The sequence below is a fragment of the Desulfobulbus sp. genome (genome assembly GCF_030824455.1).
Taxonomy (GTDB): Bacteria; Desulfobacterota; Desulfobulbia; order Desulfobulbales; family Desulfobulbaceae; genus Desulfobulbus.
Genome location: NZ_JAVBXR010000119.1, coordinates 1 through 20327, shown reverse-complemented (window position 1 = coordinate 20327; position 20327 = coordinate 1). Strand labels below are relative to the sequence as shown.

The 20327-nt window shown below is 61.5% G+C and carries 20 protein-coding genes; 18 read left to right on the top strand and 2 right to left on the bottom strand.

Going from position 1 to position 20327, the window contains the following annotated elements; all coding sequences use genetic code 11:
- The first annotated feature begins 180 nt into the window (after positions 1 to 180).
- From RCH93_RS16105 to RCH93_RS16095, 3 genes are all read left to right on the top strand, one after another.
- Positions 181 to 435: a hypothetical protein gene (locus tag RCH93_RS16105; RefSeq protein WP_306549447.1), complete on the top strand. Its 255-nt coding sequence runs from the start codon at positions 181 to 183 to the stop codon at positions 433 to 435.
- Positions 436 to 545: 110 nt separating this feature from the next.
- Entirely contained in the window at positions 546 to 866 is a 321-nt protein-coding gene (locus RCH93_RS16100; protein ID WP_306549446.1) for a hypothetical protein, read from the top strand.
- Between the two features lie 15 nt (positions 867 to 881).
- Positions 882 to 1109, top strand: coding sequence for a hypothetical protein (locus RCH93_RS16095; RefSeq protein ID WP_306549445.1), 228 nt, complete (start codon positions 882 to 884; stop codon positions 1107 to 1109).
- Between the two features lie 341 nt (positions 1110 to 1450).
- On the opposite strand, the gene RCH93_RS16090 is transcribed toward RCH93_RS16095, so the two are convergent.
- Positions 1451 to 1750: an MTH1187 family thiamine-binding protein gene (locus RCH93_RS16090; RefSeq protein ID WP_373693311.1), complete on the bottom strand. Its 300-nt coding sequence runs from the start codon at positions 1748 to 1750 to the stop codon at positions 1451 to 1453.
- A gap of 173 nt (positions 1751 to 1923) precedes the next feature.
- Between RCH93_RS16090 and pyk the strand changes: the two genes are divergently transcribed.
- Both pyk and RCH93_RS16080 read left to right on the top strand, forming a co-directional pair.
- Positions 1924 to 3714, top strand: coding sequence for a pyruvate kinase (gene pyk / locus RCH93_RS16085; protein WP_306549443.1), 1791 nt, complete (start codon positions 1924 to 1926; stop codon positions 3712 to 3714).
- Between the two features lie 6 nt (positions 3715 to 3720).
- On the top strand, positions 3721 to 4038 hold the full coding sequence (locus RCH93_RS16080; protein ID WP_306549442.1) for a hypothetical protein: 318 nt from the start codon (positions 3721 to 3723) through the stop codon (positions 4036 to 4038).
- A 31-nt stretch (positions 4039 to 4069) separates the two neighbouring features.
- Here the strand turns inward: RCH93_RS16080 and RCH93_RS16075 are convergent, their stop codons facing one another.
- Positions 4070 to 4585 (bottom strand): hypothetical protein, encoded by a 516-nt coding sequence (locus RCH93_RS16075; protein WP_306549441.1) that lies wholly within the window; start codon positions 4583 to 4585, stop codon positions 4070 to 4072.
- A gap of 112 nt (positions 4586 to 4697) precedes the next feature.
- Here RCH93_RS16075 and RCH93_RS16070 point away from each other — a divergent pair, with 112 nt between their 5' ends.
- The 13 genes from RCH93_RS16070 (at position 4698) to cysK (ending at position 20007) form a co-directional block, all read left to right on the top strand.
- Positions 4698 to 5600 carry a DMT family transporter gene (locus RCH93_RS16070; protein WP_306549440.1) on the top strand — a complete coding sequence of 301 codons (903 nt, stop codon included), beginning with the start codon at positions 4698 to 4700 and terminating at the stop codon, positions 5598 to 5600.
- Positions 5601 to 5657: 57 nt separating this feature from the next.
- Positions 5658 to 6464: an AraC family transcriptional regulator gene (locus RCH93_RS16065; RefSeq protein WP_306549439.1), complete on the top strand. Its 807-nt coding sequence runs from the start codon at positions 5658 to 5660 to the stop codon at positions 6462 to 6464.
- A gap of 47 nt (positions 6465 to 6511) precedes the next feature.
- On the top strand, positions 6512 to 7120 hold the full coding sequence (locus tag RCH93_RS16060; protein WP_306549438.1) for a LysE family translocator: 609 nt from the start codon (positions 6512 to 6514) through the stop codon (positions 7118 to 7120).
- 35 nt (positions 7121 to 7155) lie between these two features.
- Complete coding sequence (locus RCH93_RS16055; protein ID WP_306549437.1) at positions 7156 to 7530, top strand: cupin domain-containing protein; 375 nt, start codon at positions 7156 to 7158, stop codon at positions 7528 to 7530.
- Between the two features lie 236 nt (positions 7531 to 7766).
- Positions 7767 to 9452 carry an energy-dependent translational throttle protein EttA gene (ettA, locus tag RCH93_RS16050; protein ID WP_306549436.1) on the top strand — a complete coding sequence of 562 codons (1686 nt, stop codon included), beginning with the start codon at positions 7767 to 7769 and terminating at the stop codon, positions 9450 to 9452.
- Between the two features lie 123 nt (positions 9453 to 9575).
- The gene (locus RCH93_RS16045) at positions 9576 to 10124 is read left to right on the top strand and encodes a metal-dependent hydrolase (RefSeq protein ID WP_306549435.1); all 549 of its coding nucleotides are present in this window, start codon (positions 9576 to 9578) and stop codon (positions 10122 to 10124) included.
- The gene (locus RCH93_RS16040) at positions 10121 to 11266 is read left to right on the top strand and encodes a MalY/PatB family protein (RefSeq protein ID WP_306549434.1); all 1146 of its coding nucleotides are present in this window, start codon (positions 10121 to 10123) and stop codon (positions 11264 to 11266) included. Before RCH93_RS16045 ends, RCH93_RS16040 begins: the two co-directional genes overlap by 4 nt.
- A 432-nt stretch (positions 11267 to 11698) precedes the next feature.
- Positions 11699 to 12988: a BPSS1780 family membrane protein gene (locus tag RCH93_RS16035; RefSeq protein ID WP_306549433.1), complete on the top strand. Its 1290-nt coding sequence runs from the start codon at positions 11699 to 11701 to the stop codon at positions 12986 to 12988.
- 177 nt (positions 12989 to 13165) lie between these two features.
- Complete coding sequence (locus RCH93_RS16030) at positions 13166 to 14320, top strand: homoserine O-acetyltransferase (protein ID WP_306549432.1); 1155 nt, start codon at positions 13166 to 13168, stop codon at positions 14318 to 14320.
- Positions 14304 to 14939, top strand: coding sequence for a methionine biosynthesis protein MetW (gene metW / locus RCH93_RS16025; protein WP_306549431.1), 636 nt, complete (start codon positions 14304 to 14306; stop codon positions 14937 to 14939). Before RCH93_RS16030 ends, metW begins: the two co-directional genes overlap by 17 nt.
- Positions 14936 to 15931 (top strand): serine O-acetyltransferase, encoded by a 996-nt coding sequence (locus RCH93_RS16020; protein ID WP_306549430.1) that lies wholly within the window; start codon positions 14936 to 14938, stop codon positions 15929 to 15931. The genes metW and RCH93_RS16020 overlap by 4 nt, the downstream gene beginning before the upstream one ends.
- A gap of 79 nt (positions 15932 to 16010) precedes the next feature.
- Entirely contained in the window at positions 16011 to 18998 is a 2988-nt protein-coding gene (locus RCH93_RS16015; RefSeq protein WP_306549429.1) for an HD domain-containing phosphohydrolase, read from the top strand.
- 85 nt (positions 18999 to 19083) lie between these two features.
- Positions 19084 to 20007: a cysteine synthase A gene (cysK, locus tag RCH93_RS16010; protein ID WP_306549428.1), complete on the top strand. Its 924-nt coding sequence runs from the start codon at positions 19084 to 19086 to the stop codon at positions 20005 to 20007.
- Positions 20008 to 20327: the final 320 nt, after the last annotated feature.

Here is a 20327-nt window from a genome sequence, read left to right as displayed (position 1 = left end):
CAAGCAGCCGTCTGCAGGCGACGCGGGCCATCTGGATCGCGCGACCACCCGCACGTCAACTCACTGAAAACACAAGACAAGATCAATCATCCCGTTCCTGGCGCGACGCTTGCTTTATCCAGGGTCAAGGGAACTGTCTTTCCCCGTTCTCAACGGAGGGCGCGACAGGAGACACAACAGATGCAAGCAACATGGGAAAAAATTTTGGAATACGCCTCCATGCCGGTGCACGGCACCTTATCGCGCAAACTGCGCAACGGCATGGCGTTACAGATCAATGAAGGCAGACAGTTTGAAAACGCCGTGCTGTTTCTCGGCGAGGGGTTTATCCGCATCACCGAGGAAGCGGACGGCAAGATGATCAACAGCTATTACGACTGGAGCGGCGTTCAGTCGATCCGAACCTACAGTCCCAAAGAGGGATCAGGCAAATAATAATTCACACGCGTCCTCCGCAAACGAGAAAAGGTTCAGACGGCCACGGGCATCGGCGGTTCCCTTGACCTTGCTCTCGTCGCCGCGGCGCGCCAAACAAGGAGAGAACCATGGCACTCCCGTACAGACCGCTGGGCGCGGTCAAGCAACTCTTGGAACAGATCGGCCTTGAAGTGACCTACGCCTACGACGACCTGGTGTTTCTGATGCACAACCCGGTGCTGCTGCAGTTTGGCGAGGTGGGGGAAATGCTCTTTTTCCACGTCAACGTCGAGACCGGCGACGACGAAGCGCAGCATCTCTTTGCCGCCATCCAGGCGGCCGCCGCCGGCCAGGGCATCACCCTGCTGCAGCGGGGCAAGTATCGGCTGTCGGCGGGCGAGGATGAAAACCTGTCGCTCGAATTTCTCGATGACGCCGCCCTGCAATAGCCGCCACCGAGGAGCTTGAAAACCATGGACCTGCTGGCCTGCCCAAAATGCGGCTCGGAACTGTTCGTCTCCACCCGCCAGGGCGAACGGATCGTTTTTCAGATGGATGCGGAGCGCAACCCGGTGATTGCCCAGCCGGACAGGATTGCGGCGGACGCGGCCCCGATCAATCCAGGCCGCCTATACTGCGGGGCCTGCGCCTGGCAGGGGGCGGCGCAGGAATTGGTGGAATCGCGGATGTAACGAACGTTATTTCTATAAGTTGGTGAAAAAATCGTAGGCCAAGGGAAAGGTTGCAAGCCAAAAGGCAAAGCCCAATGCGGTAAGAGCCGTCTCAGAAAACACCCATTTCAAGGCGCCGGCGCCTGAATACCCGTCCCACCGTGGACGATGCCATCCAAATGATGCAACAGTGAGAACAATTTCACCGGTCCAGAAGAAAAACCACCCGAGGACCACGCAGAAGACAAACCTGAGGATTTCCCTAAAAATATCCTCAACAATACTATGCACCTACCATTACCTCCGAAAGCACTCCTTCGGTGCCCGCTCCCCTGCAAGCCGCATCATTCCACCTCAAAACCCTACTGCAGCTTCTTCTCCACGCTCTGCACCTTGTCGGCCATGGTCTGTTCACGGTCGGTGCGGGTGCCGAGCTTGATGGTGGTGGTGATGCGCGGCGCGCCCATCTCATGCACCCGTTCGTGGCAGCGCTTGACCGCCGCCATCACCGCGTCCCAATCACCCTCGATGTTGGTCCCGTAGGCGTGCAGCTGGTGTTTCAACCCGGCCTCCTGCAACACCCGGTGGCACTCGGCCACATATTGGGACACTGACACGCCCACGCCCAGCGGCACAAGACATAAATCAAGAATCACCTGCATACCTTCCTCCACGTTTTCGGGGGTTCCCCGAATGTTCATCCTGCGATCACCGCAACCGGGAAATCCGCCGGTTCCCACCCACCCCGGACATTTCCCTTTGCCTCTTTTGTCGTTTTTCCACTATGCTACAGAGAATCATTGAAAACAACCTGAAATCCGCTCTGGAGCCTGCCATGCGCATTCTCGTTCTTGAAGATTCCAAACCCACCCAACACCTGCTGCGCACCCGTCTGGAAAAGGAAGGGTTTATCGTCGACACCGCCGACAACGGCCACCAGGGGTTCCAGCGGGCCACCTCAAGCGCCTACGACGTCATCCTCAGCGACATCCAAATGCCGCACTGGGACGGGTTCAAGTTCATCGAGGCCATCCAGGTGGTCAGTCCGCACCTGCCCATCCTGATCATCACCTCCACTCCCGACGACCCGAAGATGTTGGAGCGGCTGGGCGAGGCCGCCAACGTGCTGGGGGTGATCGCCAAGCCCTTTGATTTCGACGACCTGTTCAAACGGCTGGCCAGCATTCCCCGGCTGGAACACACCAGCGTCAACAAAAAGGCCAAGATCGTCTGCACCATCGGCCCGGCCAGCAACACCCCGGAGATGCTGGGCAAAATGATCCTGGCCGGCATGGACGTGGCCCGGCTCAACTTCTCGCACGGGACCTACGAGGCCCACGAGGCCACCCTGATGGCGGTGCGCGAGGCGGAAAAGGCCTGGGAAAAGCCGATTGCCGTACTCCAGGACCTGTGCGGCCCCAAAATCCGCACCGGCTTGATGCAGGACGGGGCCATCCGGTTGCTCACCGGCGAGGTGCTGGTGATTCAGGCGGAACCGATTGAAGGCACGGTGGACCGGATCTCGACCATCACCCCGATTATTCTGGCCGATCTGCGCGTGGGCGATCCGGTGCTGCTCGACGACGGGTTGCTGGAGTTGCGGGTGCTCAAGGAGGGAACGGACGAGGTGCACTGCGAGGTGATTGTCGGCGGCATGCTGAAATCGAGCAAGGGCATCAATCTGCCCTCCACCGCGCTCTCGCTGCCCAGCGTCACCGAGAAGGACTGGCAGGACCTCGACTGGGGGCTCAACCATTCCATCGATTACGTGGCGCTCTCGTTTGTGCGCAGCGCCGAGGACGTTTGGCGGATTAAGAACTACATCAAGTCCTCGGGCAAACGCAATCTCAAGGTGGTGGCCAAGATCGAGAAGCCGGAGGCGGTGCAGAACATCCGCGAGATCATCGAGGTGGCCGACGCGATCATGATCGCCCGGGGCGACATGGGGGTTGAACTGCCGGCGGCGCGGGTACCGCGCATCCAGGAGCGGATCATTCAACTCTGCTGGGAGATGAACACCCCGGTTATCACCGCCACCCAGATGCTCGACTCGATGACCGTCAACGCCCGACCAACCCGCGCCGAGGTGACTGACGTCAGCATGGCGATCAAGGAGGGAACCGACGCGGTGATGCTGTCGCAGGAGACCGCCACCGGGGTCGACCCGGTCAACGTGGTGCGGACCATGGCCTCAATCATCTGCGAGGAGGAGCGCTACTCCCGCCCCAGCGCCGAACACGTCGAGGAACTGGAAAAGGATGCGGCGGTCTACCCGGCCCTTTCGGTGGTGGCCAATCTCAGCACCACCAGCGCCACCCTGCTGATCGATCCGGACGGCACGCTCTATCCGATTCTCTCCAAGTGGAACCGCAAGGCCCCGACCCTGCTGGTGACCAAGTCGCTGCATGTGGCGCGGCACGCGGGCCTGTACAACAACATCTTTCCGCTGATCATCCGCGAGGATCTGGGGCGCACCGAAATGGTCTTTCGCTCGCTGGCCATGGCGCGGGAATGGGGATACGTCCATGCCGGCGAGATTATCGCCGTGGTCGAGGGGGCGAGGGTCACCCGCAGCGGCATCCGCCAGATGGCCGCCGTGCAGGTGATTCGGGTGGAAAGGGAGTAAAAAAAGATGCGTGATCTGCCGGGCGCCTTCGGCAGGTTGCGCGAACATCCGCCGCAACAACGAAACGACCGGGCCGGAAAGTGTTTCCGACCCGGTCGTTGGTGTTTAATGCTCTTTCCATTGCAAAAGCGAACCGTGTTTGCTTGTCCTATAAAGGCGAGATCTCTCCCTTCGGTCGAGATGACAGAAAAAGAACGTTGGCCAAGGGATAAAACAATCGTTTTTCAGGCGTTTCTTTGGGGCTGTCATCCCGACGAGCACAGCGAGGAGAAATCTCAAACCTTTGTCGGCAAGGTTTTGCGCTGCGCTTCATTATTCGCTTGATTGAGAAAGAGAACACGATTTCAGCCGCGCCTTACTGGCAGCGCAGCATCACCATCTGCATGACCAGCGGGCTTTCAAAACGGGCCTCGCTCTTGCCCCATTGGCCATAGCCGAGCGACACCCATTCCCCTTGTTTTTCCCAGAATTCGTAACCAAATCTCCAGCCGCCGCACTGATCCGAGCACAGGTATTCGTGGGTCGGGCCGAAGTACAGAAACTGCAGACCTTCGTCGTCCTCGGCTTGCCGGCTTCGGCCGATCAGCACCTGCTCGGCGCCGCGTTTCCCGGCCTCGCCGAGCACGGCGGATTCAATGTCCTTGCCCGTGGCGTTGGCGGGAAACTGCGCCAGGGCTTCGGCAAAGACCCGGCAGGATTTGCCCACCTGCGCCGGTTGAAAAGCAATGGCTATTTTGCTGGTGGCCGGATACATTGGCCCGCTGTACACGGTCCGGTCGTCGCCCTCCAAGCCGACATATTTTTGAACGCCGCATCCGGAAACGGCGGCCAGGATCATCGCAGCCGTCGTCAGCTGAACAAATTTCGACATGTGTACGCTCCGCAAGAGTTTGATTTTTTGTCCGGAAAAGGGAGGCGTGCGTCTTCTTTTCCCCTTCTCCAAACAACAACTTTTCCTCAAGGAAAACAGGACACCGGTAAGAATGCAAGGAGAAAAACACGCTACCGCCCAGGCCGATCTGCTCCTGCTCCTGGTCGCGCTCATCTGGGGCTTTGGTTTTGTCGCCCAGCGGGTCGGTATGGACCACCTCGGCCCCTACGCCTTCAACGGCATCCGTTTTATCCTCGGCGGCCTTTGCCTGTTGCCGCTGGCCCTGGGCCGAAGCTCGGTTCCCCTGGCTCCCAAACAGCAGCAAATCCCCCTGGCCAAGGCCGGGCTGCTGGCCGGGGTGGTGCTGTTCATCGCCGCCACCCTGCAGCAGGTTGGCCTGCAATACACCACCGCCGGCAAGGCTGGATTCATCACCGGGCTGTATGTGGTGCTGGTGCCGATGATCGGTCTCTTTTTCCGGCAGCGGACCAATGCCGGCACCTGGATCGGGGCCGCAGCAGCCGCTGTCGGCTTGTATCTGCTCAGCGTCACTCAGGATTTCCGGCTCGAACCCGGCGACCTGCTGGAGCTGATCGGCGCGATCTTCTGGGCCGGCCACGTGCTGGCGCTGTCCTGGCTCTCGCCCCGAACCGTGCCGGTGCGTCTGGCCATGGTCCAATTCTTCGTGTGCGGTGCGCTCAGCCTGCTGACCGCAGTGTTCCTTGAGACCATCACCCTGCAGGCCATCCGAGACGCGGCTGTGCCCATTTTCTACGGCGGCGTCTGCTCGGTGGGCGCGGGCTACACCCTGCAGGTGGTGGTGCAGCGCAAGGCCCACCCCTCGCACGCCGCCATTCTGCTGAGCCTGGAATCGCCTTTTGCCGCCCTCGGCGGTTGGCTGCTGCTGGGCGAGATGCTCTCCGGCCGGGCCCTGACCGGCTGCGGCCTGATGCTCGCCGGCATGCTGCTGTCCCAGTTGTGGCCGATGCTCACGGCGCGGGGCCAACAGGTTTAGGGCCGCACGTGTCCAGGTCCAGGTTCAGGCTCAAGCCTCGTTGAGAGGAGCGTCGCCATGCGCCAGGAACATTTTTTCACCGATCCCCGTCTGCCCTTTGTCGAATGCCGCGTCTCGCAGGCCAGCGTCCGCACCTTCAAACCCCATATCCACGGCTGCTTCAGCATCGGCGCGGTCACCCAGGGCGAGATCCTCTACCGGGTGGAAGACCGCAGCCACCGATTGCGACCCGGCGCGCTGGCCCTGATCAACCCGGAAACCCTGCACGCCTGCAATCAGGACAACGCCGCCCCGCGTAGCTATTGCATGCTCTACCTGGAAACCGACTGGTGCCTGCGGGTGCAGCAATCGCTCTGGCAGAGCGAACGGTTTGCGCCAACGCGCTCTTCCCTGCTCGACGATCCGGCCCTGTACGACCAGTACCTTGCGGCGGTGGCAATCCTGACCGAAAACAGCCCGCTGCTCGAAAAGGAACAGCATCTGATTGACCTGGCCACGGCAATCTTTCTCCGAACCTGCGAACCCGGTGAACCGATCCGATCCATCGCCCAGCGGGTCGAGCAGCTCAAGGCCCGGCTAGCCGCCGACCTCGCCGATGATCTCACCCTGGAGCATCTGGCCGCCGATCTCGGCGCCAACGCCTGCACCCTGATCCGTCAATTCAAGGAGGCCGCCGGCATCACCCCCCACGCCTACCGGATGAACTGCCGGATCAACCAGGCCCGACGCCTTCTCCAGCAGGGCCGCGACATCGGCGAGACCGCCCTGGAATGCGGTTTTTTTGATCAGAGCCATTTCCACCGCCACTTTAAGGCCATGACCACAGTCACCCCGAGGGAATACCAGGTCAATTTTATCCAATAATTGCCAGCCGCAACCGGCTATGCTCCCCCGAAAAAACGGAGGAGTTCATGGAGTTTCTACTTATTGCCTCGGCCCATTTCCTGGCCCTGCTCAGCCCAGGGCCAGATTTCTTTCTCATCCTGCAGACCGCCCTGCGCCTGCCGCTGCGGTACGCCTTCGCGGTCTGCGCCGGCATTGCCGGGGCCAATGCGGTCTACCTGCTCCTGGCGGTGCTGGGCCTGGAAACAGTGCGGCAATGGACGGAGCTGATGCTCGTCCTGCGCGCGCTCGGCGCGGCTTACCTGATCTACATCGGCGTCCTGCTGCTACGCGCGCCCATGCGGCCCCTGGACAACGGCGGCGTAGGCTCGGCGCTCCATGTTCCCAGCCTGCGGCGCCAGTTTGCCCTGGGATTCATGTCGGGGCTGCTCAACCCCAAAAACGCGGTTTTCTACCTCAGCCTGTTCACGGCCATGGTCTCGCCGCAGACCAGCCTCGGGGCGCGCGCCCTGTACGGCCTGTGGATGGCGGCGCTGGTGCTGTTCTGGGACGCAGGCCTGGCGGCGGCCCTGGGCAACAACCGCGTCAAAACCTGGCTAGGCGCGTGGATCTTCAGAATCGAAAAATGCGCCGGCGCCGTCCTGGCGGCGTTCGGCGTTTTCCTGGCCATCAATTGAATTGAGCAGCGGCCGATCAACCACGGAGCAAAACCATGGCGAGCGACGAGTATTACTTTGAAGAAGGTTGTTTCATCATTGAACTGCACAACACCCCCGAGGACCCGGCGGTGTCCGTGGCCCGCGCCCGCGTGGAAGCCGGCCGCACCACCCACTGGCACAGCCTTGCGGCCATTCGGGAACGGTATCTGATCCTCCAGGGCAACGGCCTAGTTGAGATCGGCGACCAACCGCCCAGGCCGGTCGGCCCCGGCGACGCCGTGCAGATTCCGCCTGGTTGCCGCCAGCGCATCGCCAACACCGGCGCGATTGACCTCATCTTTCTTGCGGTCTGCACCCCGCGCTTTGTCGTCGCCGCGTATCAGGATCTTGAAACCGACCCGGAAACTCTCCCGGAAACCCGACCCTAGCGCCAGAAGCGGCAACCAGCTACCGCCCTGCCGGCGGCTCCATTGCGCCATTATGTGGCCAAGAAGAATTGCCGGACCGGCCTGTTGCGGGTAAGATGGCGAGGCGCACGGCGGCAGAGGCATAAAAGGCGTGAACGCCTTGCCCAAGCCGCCGACGCACAGCGACGCCACGACAACGTCCCCGGCGCCCAACCGAGGCATTTTAACGAAATATCCGCAGAGAGGAAGCAGAGCGCATGGCCAACGAACCGAACAAGATCATCTATTCGATGATCAAAGTCAGCAAGAAATACAACCAGAAGCAGATCCTCAAAGACATCTCCCTGTCCTATTTTTATGGGGCCAAGATCGGGGTGCTGGGCCTGAACGGCTCGGGCAAGAGCACCCTGCTGCGCATCCTGGCCGGCATCGACAAGGAGCACGAGGGCAAAACCATCCTCTCCGAAGGCTTCACCATCGATTACCTGCCCCAGGAGCCGATGCTCGACCCGGAAAAAACGGTGCGCGAGATCGTTGAGGAAGGCGCCCAGGCCACGGTGGATCTGCTGGACGAGTTCAACGCCATCAACGAAAAATTCGCTGAGCCCATGGACGACGACGCCATGCAGGCCCTGTTGGATCGTCAGGCCAAGGTGCAGGACAAGCTCGACGCCACCGACGCCTGGAACCTGGACTCGCGCCTGGAGATGGCCATGGAGGCCCTGCGCTGTCCGCCCCCGGAAATGAAGACAGGGGTGCTCTCCGGCGGCGAAAAGCGGCGGGTGGCGATGTGCCGCATCCTCTTGAAAAATCCCGACATCCTCCTGTTGGACGAGCCCACCAACCATCTTGACGCCGAATCGGTCTCCTGGCTGGAGCAGCACCTCCAGCAATATGCCGGCACGGTTATCGCCGTCACCCATGACCGCTACTTCCTCGACAACGTGGCCGGCTGGATTCTGGAGCTGGATCGCGGCCAGGGCATCCCCTGGAAGGGCAATTATTCGTCCTGGCTGGAGCAGAAGCAGAAGCGACTGGCCCAGGAGGAGAAGAAAGAGAGCGAGCGTCAGCGCACCCTGGGCCGCGAGTTGGAGTGGATCCGCATGAGCCCCAAGGGCCGCCGCTCCAAATCCAAGGCCCGCATCACCGCCTACGAGAATCTGGTCAACCAGCAGAGCGAAAAGGCGTCCGGGGACCTGGAAATCTACATCCCGCCGGGACCGCGCCTGGGCAAACTGGTGATCGAGGCCGAGAACCTGTGCAAGGCCTATGACGGCCGGCTCTTGGTGGACAACCTCAACTTCTCGCTGCCGCCCGGCGGCATCGTCGGCATTGTCGGCCCCAACGGCGCCGGCAAGACCACCCTGTTTCGGATGATCACCGGTCAGGAGCAGCCGGATTCCGGCGCCATCCGCATCGGCGAGACGGTCAAGCTGGCCTATGTCGACCAGAACCGCGATTCGCTCGATCCCAAGCAGACCATCTTCGAGGTCATCTCCGAGGGCCAGGAAACCATCTGGCTGGGAACCCGCGAGGTCAACGCCCGCGCCTACGTGGCCAAGTTCAACTTCACCGGCAGCGATCAGCAGAACAAGGTGGGGGAGATCTCCGGCGGTCAGCGCAACCGGGTGCATCTGGCCCGGATGCTCAAAGAGGGCGGCAACGTGTTGCTGCTTGACGAGCCCACCAACGACCTCGACGTCAACACCATGCGCGCCCTGGAAGAGGCCCTCGAAAGCTTCGCCGGCTGCGCCGTGGTCATCAGCCATGACCGCTGGTTCCTGGACCGCATCGCCACCCACATCATGGCCTTTGAGGGCAACTCCGAGGTGGTCTGGTTTGAGGGCAACTACTCGGATTACGAGCAGGATTATAAAAAACGCAAAGGCGCCGACGCCGACCAGCCGCACCGCATCCGCTATCGGCAGTTGACGAGGGATTAGGGTTCCCCTGGTCTCGCGCGGCACGATTCCGCCGCCCGCCTTCCAGACTGACGCGCCATGCCGTCGTCTGGAGGGTGCGCGGCGCGCCTTTTGCGGTTGCCGCGCGCCCAGTGAGACGTAAGAGTGAGACGTAAGACCCAGCCCATGTTTATCGGCCACCTTCCTGCGGGTTACATCATTTCAGCCCTGCTCCGACCGCGCCTTCAGTGGGCGGGAACCCAGGGAACACGTTTTTTGTTTGCCGGGATGCTGGGGGCCGTTGCACCCGACTTCGACATGCTCTACTTCCATCTGGTCGATCACCGCCAACATCACCATCACACCTATTTCATCCATTTCCCTCTCTTCTGGTTCGGGTTGTCGCTCGCGGCAGGCGTATGGCTGCTGTCGGGACGAAAACAATGCCATGCCGCCTTGGCCTTTATTTTTACACTCAACGGCTTGGCGCATATGGTCCTGGACAGCATTGTCGGCGACATCTGGTGGCTCGCGCCCTTTGTTAACCAACGCTTTTCGTTGTTTACCGTACCGGCCCTCTACAAACCGTGGTGGCTCAATTTTATCCTCCACTGGTCTTTTGCCCTGGAACTGGCGGTTGTTGGCTTCGCCGTTTATCTGTGGCGACGCCCTCTTCAATCCGCAGGTTGCGGACTCGCGGGAGCACAAAAATGAACACAACCGCCTTTGATTTTGACGCCGTCCCGGACCGGAGCGCCAGCAGCAGCCTGAAATGGAACCGTTACCAGGGCCGCGACGTCATCCCCCTGTGGGTGGCGGATATGGATTTCCGCTCGCCGCCGGCGGTGCTTGCGGCCCTGCACGCCCGGATCGACCACGGCGTCTTTGGCTACACCCTGGCCCCGGACTCGTTGACCGCGGCAGTAACCGACCATCTTCGACAACACTACGGCTGGGCCATTGAGCCGGAATGGCTGATCTGGTTGCCCGGTCTGGTCTGCGGGCTCAACGTCGTCTGTCGGGCGGCGGGCGACATCGGCGACGAGGTTCTCACCTGCATCCCGATCTATCCGCCGTTTATGAGTGCGCCGACCCTGATGGGCCGGACCGCCGTCACCGTGCCGCTCCGCCAAAACGGTTTGCACTGGGAGATGGACATCGAGGCCATGGAGCGGGCAATCAGCCCGAGAACCCGGTTGCTGCTTCTGTGCAACCCGCACAATCCGGTGGGTCGGGTGTGGACCGAACCGGAACTGCGCGCCGTGGCCGAACTGGCCCTGCGCCACGATCTGCTCGTGTGCAGCGACGAGATCCACGCCGACCTGATCCTGGACGCCGACAAACGCCATCTGCCCCTGGCGATGCTGGGGCCGGAGATCGCCCGCCGGACCGTCACCCTCCACGCCCCGAGCAAGACCTACAACATCCCCGGCCTGGGCTGCTCCTTTGCCGTGGTTGCCGACCCCGGCCTACGGCAATCGTTGCACCGGGCCATGGACGGCATTGTTCCCCACGTCAACCTGCTGGGCTACGCCGCCGCCGAAGCGGCCTACCGTTTCGGCGAACCGTGGCGGCTGGCCTTGCTTGACTACCTGCGCGGCAACCGGGAGCTGATAATGCGGGCCGTGGCCGACATGAACGGTGTGACCGTGGCCCAAATCGAGGCCACCTACCTAGCCTGGCTTGATCTGCGCCAGACCGGGATCAGTCGCCCGGGCCGCTTGTTCGAGCAGGCCGGCGTCGGCCTTTCCGACGGGGCTGAATTCGGCCTGCCCGGCTTTGTCCGCCTCAACTTTGGCTGTTCGCGCGCCCTCCTTGGCGAGGCCCTGCAACGGATGCAACGCGCCCTGTCCTGAGGGCTGCCCTGTACGACGACCTCGCGGTGGTCCCACAGCCTTTGCCAGCCTGCCAGCCCGACGGGGGATGCGAGCAAATCCCCAAACGGCTCGCATCCGGCCAGCGCGGCGCCCAGGCCAGGCAAACCAAAACCCGAACACAACTCCCCGCTCCAAGCCGCCCCACGCCGCCCCAAGCCCTTGCAATCCAAGGCTCCACACAAAAACAGCAAAGAGTCTTTGACTTTAACCCGTCAATTTCATACAAAAATTCAATCGCTGTGCATCTGTTGCCCGTGAACGCGTCATTTGACCGGCCGGCCTGATGCAACCAGGCGTGCAGGCCTTACTGTATACTCCCGGGCCTTTCGCCGAATGGCTCATGAAGCGGCACGAGCCGCCCTGCGGACTCGCCTGAACTACTTTTGCATGGATGCAAGGAGACGGACTGTTGTGGAGACCTTCAATATTGTATTAACTGGCGCCTTGCTGACGGGAACCGATTTTGCGACGGCCGTCGAGCAACTGGCGGCGTTGACCCGACTGGACAGCGCCAAAGTTGAGCGGCTGCTCGCCGCAGGCAAGCCGACGGTTGTCAAAAAAGGCGTCAGCCCTGAGGTGGCGGAGCAATACCGGGCAGCGCTGACCGCCATCGGCGTGGCGGTGGAGTTGCAGCCTTGTCAGCCAATGCCGGTTGCACCGCCAGAACCACCTAAACCACCTGAATCGCCTACCGCGACCAGACTCGAACTCGAAAAGCCCCCCGAGACCTCGCAGGAGGACGCCGCGCCTCATCCGCCGCCTCCTTCCGAATCCGTGCAATCCCCACATCAGGAGTCGGCCAACCACAGCGTTTCGAGGAGCGCCGCGCCGCGCCGAAACGACCGGTCCCAATCAAACCGCGCCTCCGCCGACTCGGGTCCCCGCAATGCCACGCCGCCCGGCGAGGTCGAACCCGTCAAGACGCCTGCCTCGCACGGCTGGCAGTGGGTGAAGGCAGCCCTTGCCATGTTCCTGGAGGCGCCGTGGCGCTGGATGGGCATGCTGCTGGTGTTTGCGCTCATTATGGTTCCGCTCTCCCTGATCCCGCTCCTGGGCAACCTGCTCTCCTGGCTGGTCAGCCCTGTGCTGACGGGCGGGTTGATGTATGCGGCCGAGCGGCAAAGCCATAACGACGATTTCACCACTGCAACCCTCTTTGAGGGCTTCAGCCGCAACCGCAACCAGTTGCTTCTGGTTGGCGCCTTGTATATCCTGGGAGCGCTCTTGCTCGGCGGCGTCATGGTGCTCATTGTCGGCATCGACTTCTGGGGCCCGATGATGGGAGGCAACAGCCAACAGGCGGCCGCCATGATGGCGCAGCACCCGTCGTCACTCCTGCTGGGCAGCCTGGTGGTCCTTTTGTTGCTGATTCCGGGCATGATGGCCTTCTGGTTTGCCCCCTGCCTGGTGGCCCTGGAAAATCTGCCCGCCTGGGACAGCCTGAAGCTCAGCTTGCGGGCAACGCTGAAAAACTGGGCGGCCTTTCTGGTCTACGGCCTGGTCTTTTTTCTGCTCGGAGCGGCGGCTTCAATGCTGTTTGGGCTGGCGGCAGCGGGCCTCGGTTCGTTGGTGTCCGGGCACAGCGGCGGCATGCTCTTTCTCCTCCTCGTGCTCATCCCCATCGCCGGCCTGCCGGCAATGGCCGTGACCCTGCTTTCCTACTACACCGGATTCCGCGACATCTTCCCCTCGGATCGCTGATCCGCCCGCCGCCGGGACGCAGGCACTCTTTGCGTCCCGGCGTACTTTCTTGTAGCGCATCCCCTGGCCTGTGCTTATAACTCCACCCATGAAACGATCAGGAAAACAGCGCGGCGAGCTCCCACTTTGTGGGACAATTATCTTGACCGCACGAGTCAGCCAAGCAGTGAGGCAACCATGAGCGGCGCGGTGGGGACGGCGGAAAAGCGCCTGTTGGTTGAACGCAAAACGTTCACCTTTGCCGAGCCGCCGAATGAGATGGTGCTGGACTGCGGCGCCCGCCTCGGTCCGATTACGCTCGCCTACGAAACCCTGGGCGAACTCAACGCCGAGCGGACCAACGCCGTGCTCATCCTCCACGCCTTTTCCGGCGATTCCCATGTGGCCGGATATCTGCACCAGGACGACGAACGGCCCGGCTGGTGGGACAACATGGTCGGGCCGGGTAAACCCATCGACACCAATCGCTATTTTGTGATCTGCTCGAACATCCTTGGCAGCTGCTGCGGCTCCACCGGCCCCTCGTCGATCAATCCCGAGACCGGCAAACCTTATGGTCTGGCCTTCCCCATGGTCACGATCAAAGACATGGTGACCGCCCAAAGACGCTTGATCGAGTATCTGGGCGTCAGCAAACTGATGTCGTTGATCGGCGGTTCGGTGGGCGGCATGCAGGTGCTGCGCTGGTGCGCCGATCATCCCGAGATGGTGGCCTCGGCCATTCCGCTGGCCACCACCTCCCGCCATTCGGCCCAGGCCATCGCCTTCAACGAGGTGGCTCGGCAGGCGATCATGGCCGATCCGGACTGGAACAACGGCGACTATTACGACGGCCCCGGCCCGACCCACGGTCTGGCGGTGGCGCGGATGATCGGGCATGTCACCTATCTTTCCGACGAATCGATGCGCGAGAAGTTCGGCCGCCGGCTGCACCGCAGCGCCCTGTCCTTCGACTTCACCGGCGATTTCCAGGTGGAGAGCTATCTCCATCACCAGGGGCAGAAATTCGTCAACCGTTTCGACGCCAACTCGCTGCTCTACATCACCAAGGCCGCCGATTATTTTGATCTTGAACGCGGCGGCGGCAACCTGCTGGTCAATGAGGCCCTGGCCGGGGTCTCCTTTCTGGTGATCTCGTTCAGCTCGGACTGGCTCTACCCCACCTACCAGTCACGGGCGATTGTCTCGGCCCTGAAAAAGAACGGCAGCGACGTCAGTTTTTGTGAAATCGAGGCCCAGTGGGGGCACGACGCCTTTCTTCTGCCCAACTCTCGATTGGACGGTTTAATCAGCGGTTTTCTTGATCGGGTCTATAATGAACACTGCCTATAACCAGGAATTGGAGGCCATGCGCTTTGATCTCCAGGTCATCGCCTCCTGGATCGAACCGGGCTCACGGGTGCTCGACCTGGGCTGCGGCCACGGCGACCTGCTCGAATATCTTAAAAAACACAAGCAGATCAAAGGCACAGGGATCGAGTTTTCCGAGGAAAAGGTGGCCAAATGCATTGAGCGCGGCCTGACCGTACTCCAGGGCGATTTCCGTAAAGAGGTCTGCGATTACCCCGAGGGCCGTTTCGACGTGGTGGTGCTCAGCCAGACCCTGCAGCAAATCCGCGATCCCAAGGAGTTGCTGAGCGACCTGCTGTGGATCGGCAAGCGGGTGATCGTCAGTTTTCCCAATTTCGCCCACTGGTCGGCCCGGCTGCAGATCCTGTTCACCGGCATGGCTCCGATCACCGACCAACTGCCCTACGAGTGGTACAACACCCCGAACATCCGGGTGATTTCCATCCGGGACTTCAAACGTTTTCTGCGCATCTCCGGGGTGCGCACGGTGCGCGAGGTGGCGATCAACACCCACCACCACGATTTTAAAGGCAATATTGTCCGCTCCTTCAAAAACCTGCGGGCAACCTACGGCATCATGATGGTGGAGCGGGTGGCGTGAACCGATTTTTTCAGGAAGAGCTGATTATGGGACAAAAAGAAGTGTTGGCCGGCTCCTGCGGCAGCGAGTCGATTGCCGCCAATGCGGTGCGCAATCCGATACCGGCGGTGGTGGCGCGACTCAGCGAGGGGTTTAAAAGCGGCAGTTGGGCCAGCCATATCGAACCGGTGCCGATTCCCTCGAAAAACGAGGTCATCGACCTGATTGAGCTGTTGCAGCGCATCCTTTTTCCCGGTTTTTTCTCGACGGTGATCCTCCGCCCGGAGAACCTGGAATATCATCTGGGGCAGCAGGTCAGCCTGTTGTATGAGAATCTGGCCGGGCAGATCAGCTCGGCCATCCGTCACGACTGTTTTCGTCACAACCAGCTGTGCAGCCGTTGCGGCGAGCGCAGTTACGAGACCGCCGCCGACTTGATCGACAGCCTGCCCGAAATCCGCAGCCTGCTCGAATCGGACATCGACGCCACTCTCACCGGCGACCCGGCCGCCGCCAACTCGGACGAGGTCATCTTCAGTTATCCCGGCCTGTTCGCCACCATGATCTACCGTCTGGCGCACCGCCTCCATGAGCTGGGAGTGCCGCTCATTCCCCGCATCATGAGCGAGCACGCCTACCACCGCACCGCCATCGACATCAATCCCGAGGCGACCATCGGGTCTGATTTTTTCATCGATCACGGTTCCGGGGTGGTGATCGGCTCGACCACCACCATTGGCAACCGGGTGCGGCTCTACCAGGGCGTCACCCTGGGGGCCTTGTCGTTGCCCAAGGATGCGGGCGCGCGGTTGCGCAACGTCAAGCGCCATCCCACCATTGAGGACGACGTCATCATCTACGCCAACGCCACCATCCTCGGCGGCCAGACCGTGGTCGGGGCGCGCTCGATCATCGGCGGCAACGTCTGGCTGACCGAATCAATCGGCCCGGACACCCGGGTGATGCTGGAGCAACCCAAGCTGGTCTACATCGGCGCACAGGAGGGCGATTGACATGACGGAGCGCGCGGCCTTGTCCCATCCTGTTTCCGCCCTGGTCCGGTGCGGGGCCGATCCGGCCTGACATCGCGCCATGCGCGTTGCCGCCAACAGAGTCGCCCTGGCCGCTATGGACCGCCGCTTCCCCCTCCATATCCATATTCTGACCCTTTTTCTGATTGTGGTCCTGCTTGTGGGGGGCGTCACCGCCTGGGTCGGCTACAAGCTGTCGTGCGACGCGCTGGAAGCGTCGGCTACGGCGCTAACCGAAAAAATCAGCCAGAATATCGTCAATGAAATCCGGGGCGTTATCGCTCCGGCGGGCCTGGCCGCCGGGTTGCTTGGCCATGACGTTGTCGGCGACGCCACGAACCTGCCAAGCCGTTGGCGCAGGCTGGGCGCGATCCGGCACGCATTGACCAGTTCCGACAACTTCTCCTCCGTATTCGTTGGCTACGAATCGGGGGATTTCCTGTTTGTGCGGCAAATACAAAACGATGAGCAACGACAAAGCCTAGGCGCGCCGCCTGGCACGCGTTTCATGGTGCAGAGCGTTGAACAGGGCCAGGGGCGCGCGAGAGGCGCCTACGTGTATCTCAACGCCGCCTTTGCCGTGTTGCACGCGGATGAGCATCCCGAGTATCCTACCAGTTTTGACCCGCGCACCCGACCGTGGTACACCAGCGGCATGGCTTCCGAGGGCCTGGTCACGACCGCGCCCTATCTGTTTTTTTTAGACCGGAAGGTGGGCGTTACGGTTGCCCAGCGTATGGCCAACGGCAAGGGCGTCGTGGGCGTCGACATTCTCCTGGGCGCCATCGAAGCCAATTTGGCCCGGCAAAAAGTGACGCCAAGCAGCCATCTCGCCCTGGTCAACACCAGCGGATTGGTGTTGGCGCACGAAGACGCCGCCCGAGAGACAACCGTTGACGCCGCCCCCGACGGTCCGCCCCACCTGAAGCAACTCGACGACCTGGGCGTTCCCGCCCTGCACGGCCTGCGGCCCGTTCTCGGGCAACTTGACGGGAGCAAGGCGCACAACAGCCGAATCAGCATTGCAGGCGAGAACTGGCGGCTCAGCATCCATCCAATTTTCATCGACGGCGGCCAACCCATTTTTCTGGCCATGGCCATCCCGGATCGCGAACTGTTCGCCACCGCCCTGCGGCTTCGCTCCACCTCGATCACCCTCACCCTCTTGATTCTCCTGGTTGCCGTCCCGATCACCTGGGGCATTTCCAGAGCCATTTCCGGCTCCTTGCGGCGACTGGCCGAAGAGGCTGAATCGATCCGCCGCTTCGAATTCTCGACCCCGATCCAGCTCCGTTCGGTGGTCAAGGAGGTGGACGAACTCTCGATCACCATGGGCGGCATGAAAGGGGCCATCCGCCGCTTTCTTGACCTCACCCAGGCGGTGGCCGCCGAAGAGGATTTCGAACACTTGCTGCCCCTGCTGTTGCGAGAAACCCTGTCGGCAAGCGATGGCCAGGCGGGCGTTCTCTATCTGGCGGACAAGGACGAACTCGTGCCGACCGTGGCCTTGAGCGGAGACGGCGCCGACCTCTCCGAGGGACTGGGGCCGATCCCGATCAAGGGCAACGCGTCGTTGATCCAGCAGGCCATCCGGCAACAGATCACCCTGACCGGGGCGTTGTTCCCGGAGCAGGCGGAAAAGGCAGTAGAGGCGGGAGAAACGGAAGAAACGACCGGCATTGGCGACCTGATCCGGCAGACCGAGGCCCCGTTCAGCGTGGTCGTGCCGCTGATCAATCGTCAGCGGCAGGTGCTTGGCGTGCTGCTCCTGCAAAGGAAGACCCCCATCGGCGCCACCCGCTTGGCGTTTGTGAACGCCTTGTCCAACTCTTCCAGCATTTCCCTCGAAACCCGTGAGCTTATCGGCGCCCAGAAGGAGCTGTTCGCGGCCTTCATCCAGATGCTTGCGGGTTCAATCGACGCCAAAAGTCACTCGACCGGCGGGCATTGCACGCGCGTGCCGGAGTTGACCAAAATGCTGGCCCACGCCGCCTGCCAAGAAACAACCGGCCCGTTTAAGGCATTTCAACTGGACGCCGCAGGCTGGGAGAGCGTCCATGTGGCCGCCTGGCTGCACGACTGCGGCAAAGTGACAACCCCCGAATATGTCATCGAAAAGGCGACCAAGCTGGAAACCCTGTACGACCGGATTCATGAAGTGCGGATGCGTTTTGAGGTGCTCAAGCGCGACGCCGAAATTGCCTGCCTCAAAGCCATCGCCGCCGTCGAGGATGAACATACGGCGCAGACGCGGCTGCAAGAAGCGTTCAGGCAGCTCGACGATGATTTTGCCTTTGTCGCCAGCTGCAACGAAGGCGGCGAATCCATGACGGTTGCGGCGGTCGAGCGTTTGCAGGCCATTGCTGCGCAAACCTGGATCCGCACCCTGGATGATCGGCTGGGTGTTTCCCATGAAGAATTGGAACGCAAGGCCCGCATGCCGGCATCCCCCTTGCCGGTGGTCGAGCCCCTGCTCGCGGACAAACCGGAGCACCTGTTTGCGCGCCGGCCGCAGGATCGCATCCCGCCGGACAACCCGTGGCGTTTTCGGGTCGAAATTCCTGAATGGCTGTACAACCGGGGCGAACTCCACAACCTTGCGGTCGGCCAAGGCACGCTGTCCCCTGAGGAACGCTATAAAATCAACGAACACATCATCCAGACCATCATCATGCTGTCGCAACTGCCTTTTCCCAAACACTTGCGTCAAGTGCCCGAAATTGCAGGCAGCCACCACGAAAAGATGAACGGAACGGGCTTTCCGAGAAGGCTCAAGGCCGCAGACATGAGCGTGGCGGCCCGGATGGTGGCGGTGGCCGACATCTTTGAGGCGCTCACCGCCGCCGACCGGCCCTACAAAAAGGGCAAAACCTTGTCGGAAGCTATCGACATCATGGCCCGGATGAAGAACAACCAGCATATTGATCCGGACCTGTTTGCGCTGTTCCTGCGCGCCGGCGTCTATCGCGACTATGCCGCGCAGTACATGCGGCCGGAACAGATTGATGCGGTGGACATCGAACCCTATCTCCACCCAGAGGTTGCGTGAGGCCGCAGTTTATGGCGGCCCGCCCACAATTGCCGATCTTGGCAGCTCCTGGCCGCTCCCTGTCGAAACCTGAGAGGACAACAACATGAAAAACCTATGCACTGATTTCACCCAGGCCGTCGGCGACACCCCGCTGGTCCGCCTGCAACGCCTGAGCGCCGAGACCGGGGTCGAACTGCTGGCCAAGGTCGAATCCTTCAATCCGCTGGGCAGCATCAAGGATCGGGTGGCCCTGGCCATGATCGACGACGCCGAACACCGGGGGATACTGCAACCGGGCGGGACCATTGTCGAGCCGACCAGCGGCAACACCGGCATTGGCCTAGCCTTTGTCAGCGCCAGCCGGGGGTACCGACTGATCCTCACCATGCCGGAGAGCATGAGCATCGAGCGGCGCAAACTGCTGATCCATCTGGGGGCTGAGCTGGTGCTTACCCCGGCGGCCGAGGGCATGAAAGGCGCCATCGCCAGGGCCAGCGAAATTCAGCGGCAGACGCCGGGGGCCTGGATGCCGGACCAATTTTCCAACCCCGCCAACCCGGCCATGCACCGGCGGACCACCGGGCCGGAGATCTGGCGGCAATGCGAGGGGCGAATCGACGCCCTGGTCGCCGGAGTCGGCACCGGCGGCACCGTCAGCGGCGCGGGCGGTATTCTGAAGGAGCAGCATCCGGCAATACGCATCGTGGCGGTGGAACCGGCCGCCTCGCCGGTGCTTGCCGGCGGCAAACCCGGACCGCACAAAATTCAGGGCATTGGCGCCGGATTTGTGCCCGGCAACTTTGAGCGGTCGGTGGTCGACGAGATCGTTGCCGTTGAAAACGACGAGGCCATCCGTCAGGCGCAAACCCTGGCCAGACGGGAAGGCATCCTCTGCGGCATCTCCGGCGGCGCGGCCCTGGCCGGGGCCTTGCAGCTCGCCGCCCGACCCGAGTTTCAGGGCAAACGGATCGTGTTCATCCTGCCCGACACCGGCGAGCGGTATCTGAGCACGGATTTGATGGGATGAGAGGTTGTTTGTCCACATTCCACACCAAACAGCACAATAAGCGGAAATCCGATAAGCACTAATTCCATTTTTCGGCCCTCAGATATGAATAAGTGCAAAAAATGTCCACCCACACGGGATGATATGGCGGAAAAAAGTCTGCTTATTGAACTGTTATGTTTTCCTCTTTCCAGTCGGAGACATCGTAAATCTCTTTAGAGCATACCTGGTTCAGTGAAAAAACATCTATAAAATCAACGTAAAATTAAAATCAACATATTGAAATTTCAGTAAAAATATTGCAATATCCGCCTGTCCTGAAAACTCACTTGGCAGGTGAA

What these genes read in the sequence shown, in the direction of transcription:
- ettA (WP_306549436.1), top strand. Translation starts at nt 7,767, where the DNA reads ATGGCCAACGAACCGAACAAGATCATCTATTCGATGATCAAAGTCAGC.
- RCH93_RS16015 (WP_306549429.1), top strand. Translation starts at nt 16,011, where the DNA reads ATGCGCGTTGCCGCCAACAGAGTCGCCCTGGCCGCTATGGACCGCCGC.
- RCH93_RS16090 (WP_373693311.1), bottom strand. Translation starts at nt 1,750, where the DNA reads ATGCAGGTGATTCTTGATTTATGTCTTGTGCCGCTGGGCGTGGGCGTG.
- RCH93_RS16070 (WP_306549440.1), top strand. Translation starts at nt 4,698, where the DNA reads ATGCAAGGAGAAAAACACGCTACCGCCCAGGCCGATCTGCTCCTGCTC.
- metW (WP_306549431.1), top strand. Translation starts at nt 14,304, where the DNA reads ATGAACACTGCCTATAACCAGGAATTGGAGGCCATGCGCTTTGATCTC.
- cysK (WP_306549428.1), top strand. Translation starts at nt 19,084, where the DNA reads ATGAAAAACCTATGCACTGATTTCACCCAGGCCGTCGGCGACACCCCG.
- pyk (WP_306549443.1), top strand. Translation starts at nt 1,924, where the DNA reads ATGCGCATTCTCGTTCTTGAAGATTCCAAACCCACCCAACACCTGCTG.
- RCH93_RS16100 (WP_306549446.1), top strand. Translation starts at nt 546, where the DNA reads ATGGCACTCCCGTACAGACCGCTGGGCGCGGTCAAGCAACTCTTGGAA.
- RCH93_RS16040 (WP_306549434.1), top strand. Translation starts at nt 10,121, where the DNA reads ATGAACACAACCGCCTTTGATTTTGACGCCGTCCCGGACCGGAGCGCC.
- RCH93_RS16105 (WP_306549447.1), top strand. Translation starts at nt 181, where the DNA reads ATGCAAGCAACATGGGAAAAAATTTTGGAATACGCCTCCATGCCGGTG.
- RCH93_RS16065 (WP_306549439.1), top strand. Translation starts at nt 5,658, where the DNA reads ATGCGCCAGGAACATTTTTTCACCGATCCCCGTCTGCCCTTTGTCGAA.
- RCH93_RS16055 (WP_306549437.1), top strand. Translation starts at nt 7,156, where the DNA reads ATGGCGAGCGACGAGTATTACTTTGAAGAAGGTTGTTTCATCATTGAA.
- RCH93_RS16060 (WP_306549438.1), top strand. Translation starts at nt 6,512, where the DNA reads ATGGAGTTTCTACTTATTGCCTCGGCCCATTTCCTGGCCCTGCTCAGC.
- RCH93_RS16075 (WP_306549441.1), bottom strand. Translation starts at nt 4,585, where the DNA reads ATGTCGAAATTTGTTCAGCTGACGACGGCTGCGATGATCCTGGCCGCC.
- RCH93_RS16030 (WP_306549432.1), top strand. Translation starts at nt 13,166, where the DNA reads ATGAGCGGCGCGGTGGGGACGGCGGAAAAGCGCCTGTTGGTTGAACGC.
- RCH93_RS16080 (WP_306549442.1), top strand. Translation starts at nt 3,721, where the DNA reads ATGCGTGATCTGCCGGGCGCCTTCGGCAGGTTGCGCGAACATCCGCCG.